The following is a 19,322-nucleotide window of genomic DNA, read 5'->3' as shown; positions in this document are numbered from 1 at the left end:
GCCAAGCGGGGTTTTTCGTAAACAAGTTCCTAACGCGTCCTATCGCGAGCCCGCCGGCCGGGCGATCGGGGCCGTGGCTTGGACTCAGATATTTGGGGATAATTTCGCCGAAACGAAGAGCGGCGGCCGGCGCCGGCGGTTAAGATCCCGTCAATCTGCGCGGCGCGAAGCCGCAGGGCGCTGCGGGGGCCGACTCACCCCTGGCGAAGGCGGCCCGTTCCGGCGAGCCCGAGGGCCGGCGCCACAACATCTTGTGACGGCGAAGCTTGGTCGCACTCGCCCATGCGTAGATTTTCGGCGCCGGCCTCGGCGGCGCGAATCACCGCCTCGATCAACTCCTCGGCGCGGAACGGCTTGCCCAGGTGGTCGTCGGCGCCGGCCTCGGCCGAGGCGCTTCTGTGCTCGGCCATGACATTGGCGCTCAGGACCACGATCGGGATGCGGCCCGCCCCCGTGGCCGCCTCCTGGCGCCGAATCGCCCGGATGGCGGTCAGGCCGTCCATCCTCGGCATCTGCAGGTCCATCAGGATCACGTCGAAGGCCTGGGCCTCGAAGGCGCGCACCGCCTCGGCGCCGTCCTCGACCGCGATCACCTGCGCCCCTGCGGCGGAGAGGATCATCTCGGCCACGCGGCGGTTGGTGGGATTGTCGTCAGCGACCAGCACCTTGACCCCGGGCGCTGTCGCGGCGGTCTGGGCGTCGGTGGGCGCGGCGACCGGGGCCTCGGCCAGGGGCAGGAGCAGGGTGAAGCAGGCGCCTTCCCCCGGCGATCCCGCGGCGGCGATGCGCCCGCCCATCAGCTCGACCAGCTGGCGGCAGATGGAAAGCCCCAGGCCCGTGCCGCCGAAGCGGCGGGTGATCGAACCGTCGGCCTGCTGGAAGCGCTCGAACAGGCGCGCGGCCTCGGTCGGGGTGAAGCCGATGCCGGTGTCGGCCACCTCGAATCGCACCTCGCCCCGCGCGGCCCGATCGGCGCTCAGGGTGACCGAACCGGCCTCGGTGAACTTGACCGCGTTGCTGAGCAGGTTGGCCAGGATCTGCTTCAGGCGGGTCGGGTCGCCGACCACGCGGCGTTGGACATCCGGCGCGATCTCGCAGGCGAGGGCCAGGCCCTTGCCGCGGGCGGTGGGGGCGAACAGGGCCGCGGTCTCGCGCAGCAGTTCGCCGAGGTCGAAGGGCCGGCTTTCGATCTCGATCCGCCCGGCCTCCAGCCGGCTCAGGTCCAGCACGTCGGCGAGGATCTGGTTCAGGGCCCCGGCCGAGCTGACGATCACCCCCACTAGGTCGCGCTGCATGGGGTCCAGGCTGGTGCGGCGCAGCACCTCGGCCAGGCCGAGGACGCCGTTCAGGGGCGTTCGGATCTCGTGGCTCATATTGGCCAGGAACTCGTCCTTGGCCGAGCTGGCGGCCTCGGCCCGGCGCAGGGCGGCCTCAAGCTCGGCCGCCTGGCGCTTCATGTCGGTGATGTCGACGCGCAGGCCGATCGTGCCGCCGTCGGCGGTGCGGCGCTCCTCGATCATCAGCCAGCGGCCGTCGGCGATTCGCTGTTCGTGGCGCCGGCCGGGATTGTCCAGCCAGGCCTGGCGCTCGGCCAGCCATTCGGCCTCGCGGCCCACCGCATCGGGATAGTCGCCGCGCTCGATGCCGACCCTCAAGGTGTCCATCAGCCGGGCGCCCGGGGCGAACAGGTCCGCCGAGCGGTGATAGATGCCGGCATAGGCCTCGTTCCAATGGACGTAGCGGCCCTCGGCGTCCAGCACCACCACGCCCTCGGGCAGGGCGTCCAGCACCGCCTGCAGCCGCGCCTCGGCCGCGCCGGCGGTGGCCGCCCGCCACCGGCGGCGGGAGAAAAAGGCCCTGAGCCTTTCGGCCCGGGCGGATGGATCAGCCACGGTGTGACGCCTTGCACAGCCCCTGCGTTCGCGAGACATGCGGCCGTGGCGCGTTAATCATGTCTTATCGCGGGGCGCACGAGCCGGCGAAACCCTTGCAGGGCTTGGGATCGCCGCATCCTGAGGCGCCGCCAGGCCACCTTTTGGGCGCCGCGTCAGGCGGCGACGGCGACCTTGATCTCGGCCTCGCTCTTGGCCTGGACCTCTTCGGCGGTCACGCCGGGGGCCAGTTCGACCAGGGTGACGCCGCCGGCCTTGCGGTCGATCGCGAACACGCCGAGCTCGGTGACCAGCATGTCGACCACCTTGGCCCCGGTCAGGGGCAGGGTGCAGGCCTTGAGCAGCTTGGGCGCGCCGGACTTCTCGCAGTGGTCCATGACCACCACCACGCGCTTGACACCGGCCACCAGGTCCATGGCCCCGCCCATGCCCTTGACCATCTTGCCCGGCACCATCCAGTTGGCCAGGTCGCCGGCTTCCGAAACCTGCATGCCGCCCAGGATGGAAAGGTCGATGTGCCCGCCGCGGATCATGGCGAAGCTGTCGGCCGAGCTGAAATAGGAGGACTGCGGCAGCTCGGTGATGGTCTGCTTGCCGGCGTTGATCAGGTCCGGGTCGGCCTCGCCCTCGTAAGGAAACGGCCCCATGCCCAGCATGCCGTTCTCGCTCTGCAGGGTGACGTGCATCCCCTCGGGGATGTAGTTGGCCACCAGGGTCGGGATGCCGATGCCGAGGTTGACGTAGAAGCCGTCCTTCAGCTCCTTGGCCGCGCGGGCGGCCATCTCGTCGCGGGTCCAGGCCATTACGCTTGCTCCGTCTCACGGGGGCGGGTGGTCATCTGCTCGATGCGCTTTTCGAAATGGGCGCCGTGCAGGATGCGGTCGACATAGATGCCGGGCGTATGGATCTGGTCCGGATCCAGCGCCCCGACCTCGACCAGTTCCTCGACCTCGGCCACGCAGGCCTTGCCGGCGGTCGCCATCATCGGATTGAAGTTCCGCGCGGTCTTTCGATAGACGAGGTTGCCTTCCCCGTCGCCCTTCCAGGCCTTGACGATCGAGAGGTCGGCGACAAGGCCGCGCTCCATCACATAGAGCTCGCCGTCGAACTCGCGCACCTCCTTGCCCTCGGCCACCAGGGTGCCGACGCCAGTCTTGGTGAAGAAGGCCGGGATCCCGGCCCCGCCGGCGCGGATGCGCTCGGCCAGGGTGCCCTGCGGATTGAATTCCAGCTCCAGCTTGCCCGACAGGTAGAGCTCGGCGAACAGCTTGTTCTCGCCGACATAGCTGGAGATCATCTTTCGGATCTGCCCCCCGGCCAACAGCACGCCCAGGCCGAAGCCGTCGACGCCGCAATTGTTGGAGACCACGGTCAGGTCCTTCACCCCCGCCTCACGGATCGCCGCGATCAGGTTCTCCGGAATGCCGCACAGGCCGAATCCGCCGGCCATGATGGTCATGCCGTCGAACAAGAGCCCTGAAAGCGCCTCGACCGCGGCGCTGCGCACCTTACCCGCCATGGAAGCCTCCAATTGATGGATGTCCGCCATCTCGCGCGGATCGGCGCGGGGTTCAAGCGCTTATGCTGCGGCGCAGCAGATTTGCCAGCCGGTCGGTCGGATCTGGGCAAATGGGGCGGTCGGGTCAGACTCGCAAGGCCCTTTCCCGTCGAGGGGAAAGGGCGCTAGAGCGAGCGCCGGCCGCGTTCGCTGTTCAGATTGTTTTCGATTGTCCGAAAGCGGGGCTCAGGACCCGCGCCGCGTCAGTGCAGGCTGGCCCGCAAACTCTCCATCTCTTCCTTCAGCCGAAGCTTTCGCCGCTTGAGCTCCCTCAGCCGCATCTCATCCGCCGCCGGTCGGCTCGCCTCTTCCTGGATCGCGCGATCCAGGGATTCGTGCCGGAAACCGAGTTCGCGAATGCGGGCTTGGATAGCCATGGGTTGCGCCTCCGTGCTGATGGCGGCCAAAGTAAATCACCCACATGTTCCGGCGTCAGATCACATTCTTTTGTGTTTGGCCCCTCAGAAGGCGGCGCCGATTTTGCGGGCGATCGGCGCTCGAAAAGAGGTTGAGATGACGAATTCCTTGGAACGGCGACGGTTGATCGTCGGCGTCTCCGGCGCTTCCGGCGCGGTCTATGGCCTGCGCCTGCTGGACGCCTGCCGCGACCTGGGCCTCGAGAGCCATTTTGTCGCATCCAAGTCGGCGGCCCTGACCCTGAAGCAGGAGACCGGCCTGTCGCTGCCGGAGCTGGCCGCCAAGGCCTCGGTCGCGCATCGCCCGGCCGATGTCGGGGCCTCGATCGCCTCGGGCTCGTTTCCGGCCCTGGGCATGATCATAGCGCCCTGCTCGGTCCGCACCATGAGCGAGATCGCCACCGGCGTGACCTCGACCCTCCTGACCCGCGCCGCCGACGTGACGCTCAAGGAGCGGCGCCCGCTGGTGCTCCTGGTGCGCGAGACGCCACTGCACCTCGGCCATCTGCGGACCATGGTGAGGCTGGCCGAGATGGGGGCGGTGATCGCCCCGCCCCTGCCGGCCTTCTACGCCCACCCGACCACGGTGGAGGAGATGGTCGACCAGTCGGTCGGCCGGGCCCTGGACCTGTTCGGACTCTCCTGGGCGCCCGTGCGCCGCTGGGGCGAGGACATCCGGCCGCTGGAGGGGCCGAGCGCGGGCGGGGACGAGACCCTGTGAGCGGGATCTGGGACTGGGCGGTCCAGGTCCATGGCCGGCCGGGCGTCGATGAGGCGTGCCTTATGCTGCAGGACGAGCATGGCCACTGCGTTTCCTATCTCCTCTGGGCCTTGTGGGCCGCGCCGGACGCGGCGGCGCTGACAGCGGGGGCGGCGCTCGCCCGCAGCTGGAGCGAGGCGGTGCTGGATCCCCTCCGCGCCGCGCGGCGGGCGGCAAAGGCGGCGTTTCCCGGCATCGACGACGTGGCGCGGCTGGCCCTGCGCGAACAGGTCAAGGGCAGCGAGTTCCAGGCCGAGCGGCTGATGCTGGAGGGCCTGGCCCGCATCGCCGGCCCGCGGGTCGTGGCCGCAGCCGATCCCCTGGCCCTGCTGACGGCGGCGGGCGAGGCGTGGGATGGCGGCAAGTCACAGGTTTCCGTCTTCGAACCCCTGGCGCGGGCATTTTCCGCAGCGTGATTTCTTGCTAGATTCAATCACCTCGTGCGGCCGCATCGGCAGGCCGCCAGCGCGGAAGTGACATGTTCGACGACAACGACCTGGCCGCGAACGACGACGCCATTCTGATGCGCATCGCCGATCTGAGGCAGCAGCACAAGGACCTGGACGACGCCGTCGTCGCCCTGTCCCTCGGCCCTCAGCCCGACCAGCTGCAAATCGCCCGGCTGAAGCGCCAGAAGCTGGTCCTGCGCGACAAGATCGCCGAGCTGGAAGACCGCCTGACGCCGGACATCATCGCCTGAGGCGCCAGGCGGAAAACCCTACTCCGCCGCCGCCTTCGACACGCCGAACTTGGGGTTCAGCTCGCCTGAGGCGTAGCGCTTGGCCATGGCCGAGAGCGGCAGGGGCTTGATCCTGTCGGCGTGGCCGACCGCGCCGAACTCTTCGAAGCGCTGCTTGCAGACCTTGGACATGGCCTCCAGGGCCGGCTTCAGGTACTTGCGCGGGTCGAATTCCTCGGGGGTTTCCGACAGCACGCGGCGGATCTGGCCGGTCATGGCCAGGCGGCAGTCGGTGTCGATATTGATCTTGCGCACGCCGTTCTTGATGCCGCGCTGGATCTCTTCGATCGGCACGCCCCAGGTCTGGGGAATGGCGCCGCCGTACTGGTTGATGATGTCCTGCAGGTCCTGCGGCACGGTCGAGGAGCCGTGCATCACCAGGTGGGTGTTGGGCAGGCGGCGATGGATCTCCTCGATCACGCTCATGGCCAGGATGTCGCCGTCTGGCTTGCGGGTGAACTTGTAGGCGCCGTGGCTGGTGCCCATGGCGATGGCCAGGGCGTCGACCTGGGTCTTGGCCACGAAGTCCACCGCCTGGTCGGGGTCGGTCAGCAGCTGGTCGTGGCCCAAGGTGCCCTCGAAGCCGTGGCCGTCTTCCTTTTCGCCCTGTCCGGTCTCCAGCGAGCCCAAGACGCCCAGCTCGCCCTCGACCGAGGCCCCGACCCAGTGGGCCATGTCGGTCACCCGGCGGGTGATGTCGACATTGTACTCGTAGGAAGCCGGGGTCTTGGCGTCGCCCATCAGCGAGCCGTCCATCATCACCGAGGTGAAGCCGTGCTGGATGGCGGTGGCGCAGGTGGCTTCGTTGTTGCCGTGGTCCTGGTGCATGCACACCGGGATGTGCGGGTAGAGCTCGACCAGGGCGTCGATCAGCTTGGCCAGGACGATGTCGTTGGCGTAGCTGCGCGCGCCGCGGCTGGCCTGGATGATCACCGGCGCCTTCAGCGAGTCGGCGGCCTGCATGATCGCCAGGCCCTGTTCCATGTTGTTGATGTTGAAGGCGGGCACGCCATAGCCGTGCTCGGCGGCGTGGTCGAGAAGCTGTCTCAGGGTGATCCGGGCCACTATCGTTCTCCTTCAAATTCTTCTTCAGGCGTCCGCCCGCGATCCCAAATCGGATCAGATCATCAGGGCCTGGACGCCGGGCAAGGTCTTGCCTTCCATCCATTCAAGAAACGCGCCGCCGGCGGTCGAGACGAAGGTGAAATCTTCCACGACCCCCGCCGCATTCAGGGCCGACACGGTATCACCCCCACCGGCCACCGCCACCAACTTGCCCGCGCGCGCCAGTTTGGCGGCATGCTTCGCCGCCGCGACCGTCGCCGCGTCGAACGGCGGGATCTCGAACACGCCCAGGGGGCCGTTCCACACCAGGGTCTTGCAGGCGTCCATAACCTCGATCAGCCGCGCCGCGCTCTTGGGGCCAGCGTCGAGGATGCGGTCCTTCTCCCCCACCTGGCCCAGCTCGCGAACGTGCGCTGCGACGCCGGGTTCCATCTTCTCGGCGACGACCACGTCGATCGGCAACAGCAGCTCGCAGCCCTTGGCCTTGGCGGTCTCGATGATGCCGCGCGCGGTGTCGGCCAGGTCCTTCTCGGCGAAAGAGGCGCCGATGTCACAGCCTTGCGCGAACAGGAAGGTGTTGGCCATGCCGCCGCCGATGGCCAGGCGGTCCAGCTTGGTCACGAGATGCGAGAGCAGATCGAGCTTGGTCGAGACCTTGGAGCCGCCGACGATGCCCAGCACCGGCCGCTCCGGATTGCCCAAGGCCCGGTCCAGCGCCTCCAGCTCGCGCCGCATCTGCTCGCCGGCATAGGACGGCAACAGGTGCGCCACCCCCTCGGTCGAGGCGTGCGCCCGGTGCGCGGCCGAAAACGCGTCGTTGACATAGAGGTCGCCCTCGGCCGCCAGGGCCTTTGCGAACTCGGGGTCGTTCTTCTCTTCGCCGGCGTGAAAGCGGACGTTTTCCAACAGCAGCACGTCCCCGCCCTTCAGCTGGGCGATGGCCGCGGCGGCGTCATGGCCGATGCAGTCATTGGCGAAGGCCACCGGGGCGCCGACCAGGGCCGCCAGGGGCGCGGCCACGGGCTTCAGGCTCATCTCCGGCACGCGCTTGCCCTTGGGCCGGTCGAAGTGGGCCAGCAGGATCACCTTGGCCCCGCCGTCGCGCAGCTTCGCAATGGTCGGCAGGGCCGCGCGCAGGCGGGTGTCGTCGCTGATCGCTCCGTCCTGCATGGGCACGTTGAAGTCGACGCGCACCAGGGCGCGCTTGTCCTTCAGGTCAGCCTGGTCGAGGGTGCGAAACGCCATCGAAAATCCCGTCAGTTCGTCAAGACACCAGGCGTGGCCGCGCGGTCGGTCGCGGCCGCCCGAGGCCGCTGCGGCGATCGCGCCGCCATCGCCCAAAAACAAGTCGCCCCGGTCACCAAAGGCGGCCGGGGCGGGGTGGTTCAGATCAGCTTCGCCAGCTCCAGGGCCGTGTCGCTCATGCGGGTCGAGAAGCCCCACTCGTTGTCGTACCAGGACAGGACGCGCACCAGCATCTTGTCGACGATCTGGGTCTGCGGCAGGGCCACGGTCGAGGACGCGGCCACGTGGTTGATGTCCACCGAGACCAGCGGGTCGTTGGTCACGGCCAGCACGCCCTTCAGCGGGCCGGAGGCCGCGGCGGCGGTGAAGGCCGCATTGATCTCGTCCTTGGTGACTTCGCGGCTCGGCACGATGTTCAGGTCGACCACCGACACGTTCGGGGTCGGCACCCGGATCGAGGAGCCGTCCAGCTTGCCGGCCAGGGCGGGCAGAACCAGGCCCAGGGCCTTGGCCGCGCCGGTCGAGGTCGGGATCATCGACATGGCCGCCGCGCGGGCGCGGTAGAGGTCCTTGTGCAGGGTGTCCAGGGTCGGCTGGTCGCCGGTGTAGGAGTGGATGGTGGTCATGTAGCCGCGCTCGATGCCGGCCAGGTCCATCAAGACCTTGGCCACCGGCGCCAGGCAGTTGGTGGTGCACGAGCCGTTGGAGACCACCCGGTCGTCCTTGGTCAGGGTCTGGTGGTTGACGCCATAGACGATGGTCTTGTCGGCGTTGTCGCACGGCGCGGAGACCAGCACGCGCTTGGCGCCGGCTTCCAGGTGGGCCGCGGCCTTCTCCTTGGTGGTGAACAGGCCGGTGCATTCCAGGGCGATGTCCACGCCCAGGTCCTTGTGCGGCAGTTCGGCCGGGTTGCGGATCGCGGTGACCTTGATCTTGCCGAAGCCGACGTCGATGGAGTCGCCATCGACCTTGACCTCGCCCGGGAAGCGGCCGTGCACGCTGTCATAGCGCAGCAGGTGGGCGTTGGTCTCGACCGGGCCCAGGTCGTTGATGGCCACAACTTCAATATCGCGGCGCCCATGCTCGGCGATCGAGCGCAGAACCAGCCGGCCGATGCGGCCAAATCCGTTGATGGCGACGCGAACAGTCATGAACCAGCTTCCCTGTCAGTGCGAATTCGCGCGGGTTTTGCGGTTGAAACGCCCAAAGTCAAGGGCGGCGGGCTCACGAATGGTTTCCGTTAAGCATGCAAATGCAGATGGTCAGCACCAATGTGCGACCTATTAATCTTGGCGTTGCTTCAGGTAGCGTTGTCAGGGTGTGGGGCTGGTTCGGCCCCGCCCACATCTCTCAATCCCCAAACATAATCCGCTCATCCCGGCGAAGGCCGGGACCCAGATCATAAGGCTCAGGGTCCGCCGGACTTGCGTTGTGGATCAGGGCCAGAGGGCGGCGCCATACGATCTGGGCCCCGGCCTTCGCCGGGGTGAGCGGTATGAGGGGTGGCCTTGGCGGGGCCGCGAGCCTTGAATCCGTCACCGGCAGGCCGAACATGACCACCCGCAGGCCGTCCGAACGGATCAACCCCATCCGGAAACTCCGCCGCACGCCCCCCGGACATCAGCCAGTCCGGAAGTTCCTCCTCGGTCTCCACCAGCCGCTCACGAGCCTCCCGCTCGCGCCCTTCACTGGTTTCGACAAAATCGTCCTCGCCGTCGCCATCCTCCGGCGCCGGGGCGTTCTTGATGAACTTGGCCAGCTTCTCCTTCAGCCGCTGGGTCGCGCCGTTCAGCTGGCTATAGGGCATCCAGAAGCCGTCTTCCGGGCCCTGGCCTTGGGGGCCCTTGCCAGGAGCGCCCTGGGCCGCGCCCGGCTTGTCCTGCGGCAGCAGGCTCTCGCTTAAACGAGCCTCCAGCGCCATGGTCAGGCGCACCGCCCGCGTCAGCCGCGAAAAGCTGCGTTCAGCCTCGACCGCCTCGGCCTTCCCGGCCCTGGCCGCCTCGATCCCGCGCTTGGCCAGGGACCTGGCCAACTCCATGCCCAGGGCGGACAGCTCCGCCAGGTCCTCCATATGCCGCTCCACCCGCGCGCGATGGGCGGCGCGGGTGGAGTCGGATTGAGGGCGTTGGGCTTGAATCGACACGAACAAAACATGAACAAATGTCGAGCGAAAGTCAAGCGGCGATCGCTCACGCGTCGTCCTCTAGCGGCGACGAATCCGCCAGCTGCGCTAGTCGGTTTGCCAACTGTCGCTGGGTGTTTTCAAAAAGAGAATATCACTTGCGGGTATGTTCTCACCGATCTTGAAGTTGTAGTCCAAAGCCGTTTGGCCATTCTGCAATTTTACGCGCTTGAATAGTTGAAATATGACGCCGCTCTGATGATGAGTTTTGGGTTTCCCGAACATATAATCCACGCAACCATACAAAAATATCGTGATATTATTCTCCCTGTCCGCGGCGCTTGCAATTTCTTTCGGCATGAATCCGATTGCCTGGGTGGCAAAATGGCGCTGATCGTTCAAGCTGATATCGACGTGATCATGCGGGAACAGTATTTCCCCTCGGTTAGGATTGTCGAGAACCTCTTTTCTAAAAGATTCGCAACGCGAAGTGGCTTCTTGTGTAAAATCTGCATGTCCTGGATAGCTTAGATATCCCCACGTCACACTATTAACGTTGAAGGCTGGGGACTGTCCTATATTCTCCAGCCTGATATCAAGCGGCATGAACGCGTGTGGCCCGTCCGGCAAATTAAAAAACTGAAGAGGATTTTTAGTACTGATATTGAGTGTGATCCACGGCCTCTGCTGGGCCTGCATCAGAGCAACTTGACCCTTCAACGCTTCAGCTGAGGTCTTTGCGGCGATCGCCTGATTCGCCGCCGCGGCAGCCAAGGTCTGGTTTGCAGAGATCTGCTTGTCTTGCTTGGCCATTTCTATAGCGGCGGCGCTATCGGCGGCGGCTGCCGAGGAGCGGGCATCGCTCAGTTGCTCCATCATGACGCTCAATTGGCCGCTGGCAGCGTCAGCCTGTCTTTTGGTGGCTTCCAAATTCCCATTCGAGACCCAAACACCGGCCGCTGCGATGGCGGCGGTAATAATGGAAACGACGAGCGCAACCCCACCAGAAGCCTTGGGAGGGTCGTTTCGATTTGGCCGTTCTGGGTCTTCTGCGATTGGGTTTGCGTGGCCATTGCCGCCCGATGCGCCTTGAGACGCACTGGCCGTATCTTGAGCGCCGCTATTTCTATTGTCGCCTTCTGCTATGGCATCAGTTTCGGGTTGAGATTTGTCGAACCCTATTCGGGCTCGTGAACCCGGACTGAATGGGCGCCAATCGCGACCAGACATTGGATGAAGAACCCCGCCAAGAATCCGCCTCGACTGATCCTATTGCCTAGGTTGGCGTTTGTCTCCTCCACGCCCACGGCGTGCAACTCTTCTACTAAAGCCTTTGTAGGTGAAATAGCGCATGGCAAACGCCGCCTTGAGGGTGCCATTGTAGCAAGACAACGCCCTCAACGACGGGCCGCCCGGCCCACTCACCGCTTTAGTTTCACAGCTGATCAGAGCCTGCCGGCATAGCCAACTCAAGGGTCGCCCTGCGGGCGACCGGCGAAGCCGGCTGCGCCCTTGACTTGGCTATGCCGGCAGGCAGGCTCGCAACTGTGAAACAAAGGCTCAGGCTCGCCGCTGGGCGGCGTAGGTCGACTGATCTAGCTCGCCAACAAGCGCCCGCCGCCGCGCAGCTTGGGCCACAAAAGCCATCCCAGCAGATAGCCGAGCGAACTCACCAAGGCCGTGAGGCAAAGCATCATGACGACCGCGAACCCCTTCATGAAACTCCCGTCGCCGCCCGTCAGGAAATATCCACCGACCGTTGCGGCTATCCAGGCGACATAGGACAGCGCGATCGCGGCGATCTTGGCCAGCCAGTGCCTGATTTTGAAAGCTCTCAGGACCACATAGGCCGTGGCGAACACCGCCGCCCCTTGCGCAGCGACGAACAGCAGCGAAAGCAAACTGACCAGGATGGCCACGACTGATTGCTCCACAGCGCCTTGTTCCGCCGGAGCATACATTCAAGCGGAGCCGCAGCAACGCGCCTTCTTCGCGACTACTGGAGACCGGATCCGGCCGTTGGCGGCGCGGCTTCACTGCTCTTCCTCATCCTGAGGTGCTTGGCGCGAAGCGGCGAGCCTCGAAGGACGCACGGCGCGGCCACTGCGTCCTTCGAGGCCCGCTCACGCGGGCGCCTCAGGATGAGGAAGAGCAGTGAAGCTATGAGAAGCCGGACCGTTCCGCTGGCCTCACGGCTTCACCAAAACCTCCGCCGACGCAACCAGCCGCCATCCATCGGCCGTGTTGCGCCACGTATCCAGCCATCGCCTGTGGGTCGGCGCCGTCGCGCCCGCATAGGCATCCTCTTCGCTGCCCAGCGCGATGGCCGTGTCGCCGTGCAGGCGGACGGTCAGGGCGGTGATCTTCAGCGAGGTCGCGCGGGGCTCGCTGCGGACATCGGCCAGGATCGCCGCCTTGTCCGAGGTCTTGCCGTCGGGCTCGCAGCCGACGAAATCCTCCGCCACCAGCCGCTGGGCGATGCTGACATCGCCGGTGACGAAGCTCTGCGAATAGGCCTCCTCCAGCCGGGCGACCTCCTGCTGGGCGGCGGCGTCCGGCGCGGCGCGGGCGGGCGCCAGCGGGCAGAGCGCGGCCATCAGGCCGGCGGCGAGGGCGATCTGCGGGGCGGTGATCCTGGTCGACTTCATTTCGAAAACACCACCCCATGGGCGATCGCCGAGCCGGTCCAGCCGTGCGGCCAGGTGCGGTTGTCGAGGTCGAAGCCGGGCTTGCCCTTGTCGTCGTGGAACGCCGCATCGATCGCCAGCGCCCCGGTGTCCGGATCGAAGCTGAGCATGAACAGGCGATCCTCGTCATAGCCGGTGACGGCCAGGCGATGGGTCTTGGCGTCATAGCCCGTCCAGTGCGGCGATATGGTCGGATCGAGCACCACCCTCGTCACCTCGGCGGGGTGGTCGCCGTCGCGGATATCCAGCACCACGATCGCATGCAGGATCGGCACGCTCTGGATCAGGTAGTGCGAGACGATGCTGGGCACGCCGCAGAACGAGCCGGGGAATTGCCAGACCAGTTTCGAGCGCGGATGGTCCGAGGCGATGTCGCTGACCCGTTCGATCCCGCAGCCCGTGGTCTGCACATAGACCGCCCCATCGGGGCCGAGCCTGGCCTCCTCCGGATTGGTCTCGCCATAGCGGCCGGCCGGGGCGTCGAGGTCGTTGGTCGACAGCCGCTTCAGGTCGGAAAGCCGGAAGACCTGATAGGTGTGCCCGATGCGGTCCTCGTCGCGCATCGACGAGTTGGTCACGATCACCCGGTCGATGTCGGGCAGCGGCAGGAGGCTGTAGGCCATCAACAGGTCATTGGGCCGCTCCGGGTCGGCGGTGGAGGCGGCGCGCACCGCATGGCCCTCGTCGTCGATCTCCACCAGCCCGCCGTGCACGTCGGGCCTGGCCCCGATGTCGGTCATGGGCATGGCCATGCCGGCCATCTCGTGGTCCATGCCGGCGTGGTTCATCTGCCCCTCGACCTGGAAGCTCGCCAGCACGTGTCCGTTGGGCAGCCGCAGGAAGGAGTGGGGGTGGCTGAACCCGTCCAGGTCCTTGAAGCTCGCGTGCACGCCGGGATGCAGCGGATCGCGCAGATCCATCACCACCGTCTGCCCCGAGATATGGTCGTTGGCGAACAAGAGGCCCCCGTCCGGCATCCAGTATTCGGTGTGGTGGACCTGGTGCGTCTGGATGCCCGAGGCGGCGGAGGCGACCAGCTTGCCATAGCCGGGCGAGGCCGGGTCGGCGTCGATCACCATGATGAAATCCTGCCCCTGCTTGGCCGTATCGCCCGCCCAGGCGAACAGGTAGTGGCCGGCCGGCGCGGCGTGGGCCGCTGTCCCGGCCACCAGAAGCGCAGCCGAAGCCCATCGCGCCAGTCGCCGCCACATTGCAAATTCCTCCGCGATCAGCGTCCCACCGGCATGGCGCCTACCAAGGCGGGGGCGCCGCGGTCGACGCACATTTTGAATCGCCGCCGCTCGCGGCGAGGGCGCGCTCAAGCCGCCGTGCGCGCACAGACCTCTTCATTGGCCTTCAGCGTCCGGGCGGCGCAGGCGAGGAGAACGCAAAAACGGCTGGCGTAGAGCCAATCCAGCGCCTGGCGGCCGGCCTCGGTGAACCTCAGGCCGCCGGGCTCCAGCTCGACGAAGTCGTGGCGTTCGGCCGCCTTCACCATCCGGGTCAAATGCACGCGCGAAACCTTCAGCCGGCGGGCCATGGCGGCGAGGGACAAGGCGATCGGACCCTCCGGCGGGAAGCAATCGGCCTGCGCCACCAGGGCGTGGAGCACCTGAATGCCGGCGTGGCGGTTCATGAACACGCCATACCAGTCCTCGAACGGCTCCGCCTGCGGGCTTCCCGAAGTGAAGGCGTCGCCCTGCTCGATGACCAGGGTGTTGAAAACGCTCGGCGCATGCAGATTGCGCAGCACCAGCCCGGCGCCGGGCTCGATCACCTGCAGCGCGTCGAGCAGGCTGGCCTGATGGCGCGTGTAGGTGGCCAGGAACCGCGGCGTCAGGCGATACGAGGCCGCCGGCCGCTGACCGCGGCCGGGATTGGGCTCCACATAGCCCAGGTAGCGCATATAGATCAGCAGCGCTCGGGCGCGCCCGGGGCTGACCAGGCCGAAACCCGCAATGAAATCCTTCAGCCGGGCCAGGGTGAGTCCGCCGGAAGCGTTCAGATAGGCGGCGCTCAGCCCCGCGACGGTGCGGCCGGCGTCCTTCCGAAGCCCGTCCAACGCGGGATCCGCTTCGGCGTCGCGCAGCATATTGGCGGCCAGCCGCCGCGCCGCGGCGGGATATTCCGGCCTGCGCCTCAGGCGCTCGCGCATCTGCGCCAGATTCGCGACCTCGAAGTCCCACTCGTACAAGGAATCGATCTGATCCAACACACGCAGCCCGTACGAAAACACCATGGCTAAGCTAAGCGGCTGTGGCGGCCGCGCCTAGCGCATTTTCCTGGCGCGCGAATCGATGAGGCGGAATGGCCGAGCGGCCGACAGGGCGGCCGCCCCCGCCGCCTATTGCCTGAGCTTCGCCTTCGCCAGCGACGCCACCGCCTCGCCGGTGATGCCGAATTCCTTGTACAGCCGCTCGAACGGGGCGCTGGCGCCGAAGCCGCTCATGCCGACGAAGCCGCCGTCCTCGCCGATGAAGCGCTCCCAGCCCAACTTGACCCCGGCCTCGACGGCGATACGCACCGGCGAGCCGCCGATGGTCTCGGCGCGATAGCTGGCGTCCTGCTGCTCGAACAGCTCCCAGCAGGGGACCGAGACCACGCGGGTCCCGACGCCCTCAGCCTGCAACAGCTTGCGCGCCTCGACCGCCACCGCGACCTCGGTGCCGGTGGCGAACAGGGTCACCTGAGCCTCGCCTTCGGCCGGCAGCAGCTCATAGGCGCCGTGGTCGGACAGGCTGTCTTGACCGTCGCTCCGCACCGCGGCGGTCTTCTGCCGCGACAGGGCCATGATCGAGGGGGTGGTGCGGTGCTTCAGCGCCAGGCGCCAGCACTCGGCGGCCTCGACCGCGTCGGCGGGGCGGAACACCAGCAGGTTGGGGATCGCGCGCAGGGCGGCCAGGTGCTCGACCGGCTGGTGGGTGGGCCCGTCCTCGCCCAGGCCGATGGAATCGTGGGTCATCACGTGGATCACGCGGATGCCCATCAGGGCGCCCAGGCGGATCGCCGGCCGCGAATAGTCCGAGAAGGTCATGAAGGTCCCCGAATAGGGGATCACGCCCCCATGCAGGGCCATGCCGTTCATGGCCGCGGCCATGCCGTGCTCGCGCACGCCGTAATGGACATAGCGGCCCTCGTAGTCGGGTGCGTCGAACGCCTTCATGCCCTTGACGAAGGTGTTGTTCGAGCCGGTCAGGTCCGCCGAGCCGCCGACCATCTCCGGGATCGCCGGGGTCAGCTGCTCCAGGGCCGCGCCGGACCAGACGCGGGTGGCGTTGGCCGGCTTGTCGGCCGCCATCTTCTGGATGTGGGCGTCCAGGGCGACGAAGGCGTCGGGGCCCAGCTCGCCCACCATCGCGCGGTGGAAGGCGTCGGCGTGGCCTGAAGCCGCCAGCTTGGCCTCCCAGGCCTTGCGCACCTTGGCGCCGCGGCGGCCGGCGGCGCGCCAGGGTTTGAGCACCTCGTCCGGCACGGTGAAGGGTTCGGCCGACCAGCCCATGGCGGTGCGGGCGTCGGCGATCTCCTTGTCGAACAGGTTGTAGCCGTGGCCGTGGCGGTCGCCCTCCTTGGGCCCCGCGCCGCGGGCGATCTTGGTCTTGCAGGCGATCATCGAGGGCCGGTCCTGCTTGGTCGCCCAGGCGAGCGCCCGGCGGATCTGGCCGTAGTCGTGGCCGTCGATCACCTTGACCGCCCAGCCGGCGGCCTTGAACCGCGCCACCTGGTCGCCGGTCTCGGAAATGGTCGCCTCGCCGTCGATGGTGACGTTGTTGTCGTCGAAGAGGACGGTCAGCTTGTTCAGCTTCCAGCGCCCGGCCATGGAGATGGCCTCGTGGCTGACCCCCTCCATCAAGCAGCCGTCGCCGGCGATCACCCAGGTGCGGTGGTCGACTAGGTCCTCGCCGAAGCGGGCGGCAAGGTGACGCTCGGCCATGGCCATGCCGACGGCGGTGGCGATGCCCTGGCCCAGGGGGCCAGTGGTGGTCTCGACGCCCGGGGTGTGGCCGTATTCCGGGTGGCCCGGGGTCTTGGAGCCCCACTGCCGGAAATCCTCAAGCTCCTTCATGGTCACGGCCTTGAAGCCGGTCAGGTGCAGGAGGCTGTAGATCAGCATCGAGCCGTGGCCGGCCGATAGCACGAAGCGGTCGCGATCGGCCCAGTCGGGGCGGCTGGCGTCGTATTTCAGGAACTTGGTCCACAGCACCGTGGCCACGTCGGCCATGCCCATCGGCATGCCCTGGTGGCCGGACTTGGCCTTGTGCACCGCCTCGATCGACAGGATGCGGATGGCGTCGGCCATGGCGGTGGGGGAGGCGGACATGCGCGGGCGCCCTCGATACAGAGAGAGTGACGGAAAAGGGTGATGCGCCACGCCTTTGCACCGCGAAGCGGCGAGGGTCAAGCAAGGCCGCGCTTTCAGCCTCGCCCCGGCGCGGTCTATAGAGGGCGGCGGCGATAGCGACGCGGCGAAGCGAGGCGGCATGTTGCACGATGTCAGCGAGGGCGGCTCCCTGGAGGCGGCGATCCAGCGGCTGGACCGGGCCCTGACCCAGCTCGACCTGCGCGTGACGGGCCTGGCCGCCCAGGCCGGCTCGGGCAATGGCGAGCTGTTCGACCTGGACCGCTCGGCCCTCGCCGCCGAGCTGGACGCGGCCAGGGGCCGCGAGCGCGAGCTGGAAGAAGCCGGCGCCCAGGCCTCGGCGGCCATCGGCCTGGCCATAGCCGAGCTGCGTCAGGCGCTGACCGATGATGAAGACGAGATCGAGGACGACGTGTTTGGGGACGTGGGCGGCGCAGACGAAGTCGAGGAGGTTTGACGGCCCATGTCCCAGGTGACCATCGAAGTGAACGGCCGGCCCTATGTGGTGGGCTGCGAGGACGGCCAGGAGGGCCACCTCACCGAGCTCGCCCGCCTGTTCGACCGCCAGGTGCGCCAGGTCAGCCAGGAGGTCGGCCAGCTGGGCGAAACCCGGCTGTTCCTGATGGGCGCCCTCCTGCTGGCCGACGAGCTGGCCGACGTGCGCATGCGCATGGCCCACGCCCAGTCCGAGCTGGCCCGCCTGCAATCCGACGCCGCCCGCCTGGAGAGCCGCGCCGCCGTGGCCCTGGACGCCGCCGCGCGCAAGGTCGAGGCGATCGCGGCCAAGGTTGCGCGTTAGCGGGGTGCGACAGCGGCCTGGCTTGAGAAAACCCGGCCGGGCGCCTATGTTGCCTACCGGCGGGTCTGCTGCGGCTCGCGTCGAAGGCTTCACATCCCGGGGACCTTAATTCATCTCTTAGGGAGCTGTCCCTGTCCGGGATCGTGGTCCTGGACACACGGCGCCCACCTGGTCTGACCAGGTCCGAGTGGATTGAAAACGCCTTCACGGTTTTCGCGGCGCCGCCACCCTAGTCTCTCCCGCAACCAGGTTTTGCGTGATTCAGGCCGACCCAGCCTCAGCCAAGGCCCTGTTGCGCGAGGAGATGCGGGCCCTGCGCCGCGGCCTCAGGAAAGACGTTCCCGGCGCCGCCGAACAGGCCGCCGCCAACCTCCCGCAATCCCTGCTCGGCCGCTTCGCCGTGGTCAGCGGTTATCACCCCCTGGGCGGCGAGATCGACCCTCGCCCTTTGATGGCCCGGCTGCAGGCCGCCGGCGCGACCCTGGCCCTGCCGGTGACCCTGGACCGCGACGCGCCCCTGATCTTCCGCCGCTACTGGCCGGGCGAGCCGGTCCATCCCGACGCCATCGGCGTGCCCTCGCCGGCGCCCGAAGCCGCCGAGGTCCGGCCCGACCTGGTCATCACCCCCCTCGTGGCCTTCGACCGCCGCGGCGCGCGCATGGGCCAGGGCGGCGGCTTCTATGACCGCACCCTCGCCGCCCTGCGCGCCCGGGGTCCGGTGTTCGCCCTCGGCCTCGCCTACGCAGGGCAAGAGGTGGCCCGCATCCCCGGCGAGGCGCACGACCAGATGCTGGACGCCATCCTGACGGAAACAGGCTATATCCCGGCCCGAAAGGACTTTTGACATGCGTTTCGCCTTCTTCGGCGATGTCGTCGGCCGCTCCGGGCGCGACGGCCTGGCCGACCATTTGCCCGACCTGCGGCGCCGGCTCGGCCTGCAGTTCGTGATCGTCAACGCCGAGAACGCCGCCGCCGGCTTCGGCATCACCGAGAACACCGCCCGCGAGCTGTTCGAGGCCGGCGCCGACTGCCTGACCCTGGGCAACCATTCCTGGGACCAGCGCGAGGCCCTGACCTACATCGTGCGCGAGCCGCGCCTGATCCGCCCCCTGAACTATCCGGTGCTGTCCGACGCCCCGGGCCGCGGCTCGCAGATGTTCGAGACCGAGAGCGGCCACCGGGTGCTGGTGATCAATCTTCTGGGTCGGGTGCACATGGACGCCCTGGACGACCCCTTCGCCGCCGTGGACCGCGAGTTGGACGCCTGCCCGGTCGGCGTGGCCGCCGATGCGGTGGTGGTCGACATGCATTGCGAGGCGACGTCAGAGAAGATGGCCATGGGCCACTTCTGCGACGGCCGCGCCAGCCTGGTCGTGGGCACCCACACCCACGTGCCTACCGCCGACGCCCAGATCCTGAGCGGCGGCACCGCCTACCAGACCGACGCCGGCGCCTGCGCCGACTATGACAGCGTGATCGGCAACCAGAAGGAAGAGCCGCTGCGCCGCTTCACCACCCGCATCGCCGGCGGCCGCTACAAGCCGGCCGAAGGCCCGGCGACGGTCTGCGGCGTGTTCGTCGAGACCGATCCGCGCACGGGCCTGGCGACCCGCATCGAGCCGATCCGCGTCGGCGGGCGGCTGAGCCAGACGATTCCCGTGGTGGCGCTGCAGACCGCCTGA

22 protein-coding genes and 1 other RNA gene are annotated in these 19,322 nt (G+C 67.6%); 8 read left to right on the top strand and 15 right to left on the bottom strand.

From position 1 onward, the window contains the following. Positions 1 to 194 precede the first annotated feature (194 nt). The 4 genes from KCG34_RS16125 to KCG34_RS16110 form a co-directional block, all read right to left on the bottom strand. Complete coding sequence (locus KCG34_RS16125) at positions 195 to 1,892, bottom strand: ATP-binding protein (RefSeq protein ID WP_211936655.1); 1,698 nt, start codon at positions 1,890 to 1,892, stop codon at positions 195 to 197. A gap of 155 nt (positions 1,893 to 2,047) precedes the next feature. Then, positions 2,048 to 2,695 (bottom strand): CoA transferase subunit B, encoded by a 648-nt coding sequence (locus KCG34_RS16120; protein ID WP_211936654.1) that lies wholly within the window; start codon positions 2,693 to 2,695, stop codon positions 2,048 to 2,050. Next, positions 2,695 to 3,411 (bottom strand): CoA transferase subunit A, encoded by a 717-nt coding sequence (locus KCG34_RS16115; protein WP_211936653.1) that lies wholly within the window; start codon positions 3,409 to 3,411, stop codon positions 2,695 to 2,697. The genes KCG34_RS16120 and KCG34_RS16115 overlap by 1 nt, the downstream gene beginning before the upstream one ends. A gap of 242 nt (positions 3,412 to 3,653) precedes the next feature. Next, the gene (locus KCG34_RS16110; RefSeq protein WP_211940851.1) at positions 3,654 to 3,827 is read right to left on the bottom strand and encodes a YdcH family protein; all 174 of its coding nucleotides are present in this window, start codon (positions 3,825 to 3,827) and stop codon (positions 3,654 to 3,656) included. A gap of 136 nt (positions 3,828 to 3,963) precedes the next feature. On the opposite strand from KCG34_RS16110, the gene KCG34_RS16105 reads away from it, so the two are divergent. The 3 genes from KCG34_RS16105 to KCG34_RS16095 all read left to right on the top strand — a co-directional run bounded on the left by KCG34_RS16105 (position 3,964) and on the right by KCG34_RS16095 (position 5,326). Further along, on the top strand, positions 3,964 to 4,587 hold the full coding sequence (locus tag KCG34_RS16105) for a UbiX family flavin prenyltransferase (protein WP_211936652.1): 624 nt from the start codon (positions 3,964 to 3,966) through the stop codon (positions 4,585 to 4,587). Further along, positions 4,584 to 5,042, top strand: coding sequence for a TIGR02444 family protein (locus tag KCG34_RS16100; RefSeq protein WP_211936651.1), 459 nt, complete (start codon positions 4,584 to 4,586; stop codon positions 5,040 to 5,042). The genes KCG34_RS16105 and KCG34_RS16100 overlap by 4 nt, the downstream gene beginning before the upstream one ends. Before the next feature lie 62 nt (positions 5,043 to 5,104). After that, positions 5,105 to 5,326: a YdcH family protein gene (locus tag KCG34_RS16095; protein ID WP_211936650.1), complete on the top strand. Its 222-nt coding sequence runs from the start codon at positions 5,105 to 5,107 to the stop codon at positions 5,324 to 5,326. An 18-nt stretch (positions 5,327 to 5,344) separates the two neighbouring features. Here KCG34_RS16095 and fba read toward each other — a convergent pair whose 3' ends face one another. The 11 genes from fba to tkt all read right to left on the bottom strand — a co-directional run bounded on the left by fba (position 5,345) and on the right by tkt (position 16,802). Further along, positions 5,345 to 6,430, bottom strand: a complete 1,086-nt coding sequence (gene fba / locus KCG34_RS16090) for a class II fructose-bisphosphate aldolase (RefSeq protein ID WP_211936649.1) — start codon at positions 6,428 to 6,430, stop codon at positions 5,345 to 5,347. 54 nt (positions 6,431 to 6,484) lie between these two features. Continuing rightward, positions 6,485 to 7,675 (bottom strand): phosphoglycerate kinase, encoded by a 1,191-nt coding sequence (locus KCG34_RS16085; RefSeq protein ID WP_211936648.1) that lies wholly within the window; start codon positions 7,673 to 7,675, stop codon positions 6,485 to 6,487. Between the two features lie 140 nt (positions 7,676 to 7,815). Beyond that, positions 7,816 to 8,826, bottom strand: coding sequence for a type I glyceraldehyde-3-phosphate dehydrogenase (gap, locus tag KCG34_RS16080; RefSeq protein WP_211936647.1), 1,011 nt, complete (start codon positions 8,824 to 8,826; stop codon positions 7,816 to 7,818). A gap of 257 nt (positions 8,827 to 9,083) precedes the next feature. Further along, positions 9,084 to 9,746, bottom strand: coding sequence for a hypothetical protein (locus KCG34_RS16075; protein WP_211936646.1), 663 nt, complete (start codon positions 9,744 to 9,746; stop codon positions 9,084 to 9,086). A 159-nt stretch (positions 9,747 to 9,905) separates the two neighbouring features. Further along, positions 9,906 to 11,027: a hypothetical protein gene (locus KCG34_RS16070; RefSeq protein ID WP_211936645.1), complete on the bottom strand. Its 1,122-nt coding sequence runs from the start codon at positions 11,025 to 11,027 to the stop codon at positions 9,906 to 9,908. Next, positions 10,976 to 11,176 carry a DUF6471 domain-containing protein gene (locus KCG34_RS26190; RefSeq protein ID WP_367576003.1) on the bottom strand — a complete coding sequence of 67 codons (201 nt, stop codon included), beginning with the start codon at positions 11,174 to 11,176 and terminating at the stop codon, positions 10,976 to 10,978. Before KCG34_RS26190 ends, KCG34_RS16070 begins: the two co-directional genes overlap by 52 nt. Positions 11,177 to 11,392: 216 nt before the next feature. Continuing rightward, positions 11,393 to 11,716, bottom strand: coding sequence for a hypothetical protein (locus KCG34_RS16065; protein ID WP_211936644.1), 324 nt, complete (start codon positions 11,714 to 11,716; stop codon positions 11,393 to 11,395). A 270-nt stretch (positions 11,717 to 11,986) separates the two neighbouring features. Continuing rightward, positions 11,987 to 12,445, bottom strand: coding sequence for a nuclear transport factor 2 family protein (locus KCG34_RS16060; RefSeq protein WP_211936643.1), 459 nt, complete (start codon positions 12,443 to 12,445; stop codon positions 11,987 to 11,989). Then, on the bottom strand, positions 12,442 to 13,695 hold the full coding sequence (locus tag KCG34_RS16055; RefSeq protein ID WP_211936642.1) for a hypothetical protein: 1,254 nt from the start codon (positions 13,693 to 13,695) through the stop codon (positions 12,442 to 12,444). Before KCG34_RS16055 ends, KCG34_RS16060 begins: the two co-directional genes overlap by 4 nt. Before the next feature lie 107 nt (positions 13,696 to 13,802). Continuing rightward, positions 13,803 to 14,696, bottom strand: coding sequence for a helix-turn-helix domain-containing protein (locus KCG34_RS16050; RefSeq protein WP_211936641.1), 894 nt, complete (start codon positions 14,694 to 14,696; stop codon positions 13,803 to 13,805). A gap of 132 nt (positions 14,697 to 14,828) precedes the next feature. Continuing rightward, positions 14,829 to 16,802, bottom strand: coding sequence for a transketolase (gene tkt, locus KCG34_RS16045; RefSeq protein ID WP_211936640.1), 1,974 nt, complete (start codon positions 16,800 to 16,802; stop codon positions 14,829 to 14,831). A gap of 160 nt (positions 16,803 to 16,962) precedes the next feature. On the opposite strand from tkt, the gene KCG34_RS16040 reads away from it, so the two are divergent. The 5 genes from KCG34_RS16040 to KCG34_RS16020 all read left to right on the top strand — a co-directional run bounded on the left by KCG34_RS16040 (position 16,963) and on the right by KCG34_RS16020 (position 19,322). Then, a complete protein-coding gene (locus tag KCG34_RS16040; protein ID WP_211936639.1) occupies positions 16,963 to 17,298 on the top strand; it encodes a DUF4164 family protein in 336 nt (111 codons plus the stop codon). A gap of 6 nt (positions 17,299 to 17,304) precedes the next feature. Next, a complete protein-coding gene (locus KCG34_RS16035; RefSeq protein ID WP_211936638.1) occupies positions 17,305 to 17,640 on the top strand; it encodes a cell division protein ZapA in 336 nt (111 codons plus the stop codon). 62 nt (positions 17,641 to 17,702) lie between these two features. Next, positions 17,703 to 17,866, top strand: a non-coding RNA gene (ssrS, locus tag KCG34_RS16030) — 6S RNA. 30 nt (positions 17,867 to 17,896) lie between these two features. Beyond that, positions 17,897 to 18,484, top strand: coding sequence for a 5-formyltetrahydrofolate cyclo-ligase (locus KCG34_RS16025; RefSeq protein ID WP_211936637.1), 588 nt, complete (start codon positions 17,897 to 17,899; stop codon positions 18,482 to 18,484). A 1-nt stretch (position 18,485) separates the two neighbouring features. Then, on the top strand, positions 18,486 to 19,322 hold the full coding sequence (locus tag KCG34_RS16020) for a TIGR00282 family metallophosphoesterase (protein WP_211936636.1): 837 nt from the start codon (positions 18,486 to 18,488) through the stop codon (positions 19,320 to 19,322).

The organism is Phenylobacterium montanum (assembly GCF_018135625.1).
Taxonomy (GTDB): domain Bacteria; phylum Pseudomonadota; class Alphaproteobacteria; order Caulobacterales; family Caulobacteraceae; genus Poindextera; species Poindextera montana.
Note: the sequence above shows the minus strand (reverse complement) of the source record. Positions and strands in the feature narration are given on the sequence as shown.

Coding starts and splice junctions, on each gene's coding strand:
- KCG34_RS16120 (WP_211936654.1), bottom strand. CDS start 2,695: ATGGCCTGGACCCGCGACGAGATGGCCGCCCGCGCGGCCAAGGAGCTG.
- KCG34_RS16115 (WP_211936653.1), bottom strand. CDS start 3,411: ATGGCGGGTAAGGTGCGCAGCGCCGCGGTCGAGGCGCTTTCAGGGCTC.
- KCG34_RS16110 (WP_211940851.1), bottom strand. CDS start 3,827: ATGGCTATCCAAGCCCGCATTCGCGAACTCGGTTTCCGGCACGAATCC.
- KCG34_RS16105 (WP_211936652.1), top strand. CDS start 3,964: ATGACGAATTCCTTGGAACGGCGACGGTTGATCGTCGGCGTCTCCGGC.
- KCG34_RS16095 (WP_211936650.1), top strand. CDS start 5,105: ATGTTCGACGACAACGACCTGGCCGCGAACGACGACGCCATTCTGATG.
- KCG34_RS16085 (WP_211936648.1), bottom strand. CDS start 7,675: ATGGCGTTTCGCACCCTCGACCAGGCTGACCTGAAGGACAAGCGCGCC.
- gap (WP_211936647.1), bottom strand. CDS start 8,826: ATGACTGTTCGCGTCGCCATCAACGGATTTGGCCGCATCGGCCGGCTG.
- KCG34_RS16075 (WP_211936646.1), bottom strand. CDS start 9,746: ATGGAGGACCTGGCGGAGCTGTCCGCCCTGGGCATGGAGTTGGCCAGG.
- KCG34_RS16070 (WP_211936645.1), bottom strand. CDS start 11,027: ATGTCTGGTCGCGATTGGCGCCCATTCAGTCCGGGTTCACGAGCCCGA.
- KCG34_RS26190 (WP_367576003.1), bottom strand. CDS start 11,176: ATGGCACCCTCAAGGCGGCGTTTGCCATGCGCTATTTCACCTACAAAG.
- KCG34_RS16060 (WP_211936643.1), bottom strand. CDS start 12,445: ATGAAGTCGACCAGGATCACCGCCCCGCAGATCGCCCTCGCCGCCGGC.
- KCG34_RS16055 (WP_211936642.1), bottom strand. CDS start 13,695: ATGTGGCGGCGACTGGCGCGATGGGCTTCGGCTGCGCTTCTGGTGGCC.
- tkt (WP_211936640.1), bottom strand. CDS start 16,802: ATGTCCGCCTCCCCCACCGCCATGGCCGACGCCATCCGCATCCTGTCG.
- KCG34_RS16040 (WP_211936639.1), top strand. CDS start 16,963: ATGTTGCACGATGTCAGCGAGGGCGGCTCCCTGGAGGCGGCGATCCAG.
- KCG34_RS16035 (WP_211936638.1), top strand. CDS start 17,305: ATGTCCCAGGTGACCATCGAAGTGAACGGCCGGCCCTATGTGGTGGGC.
- KCG34_RS16020 (WP_211936636.1), top strand. CDS start 18,486: ATGCGTTTCGCCTTCTTCGGCGATGTCGTCGGCCGCTCCGGGCGCGAC.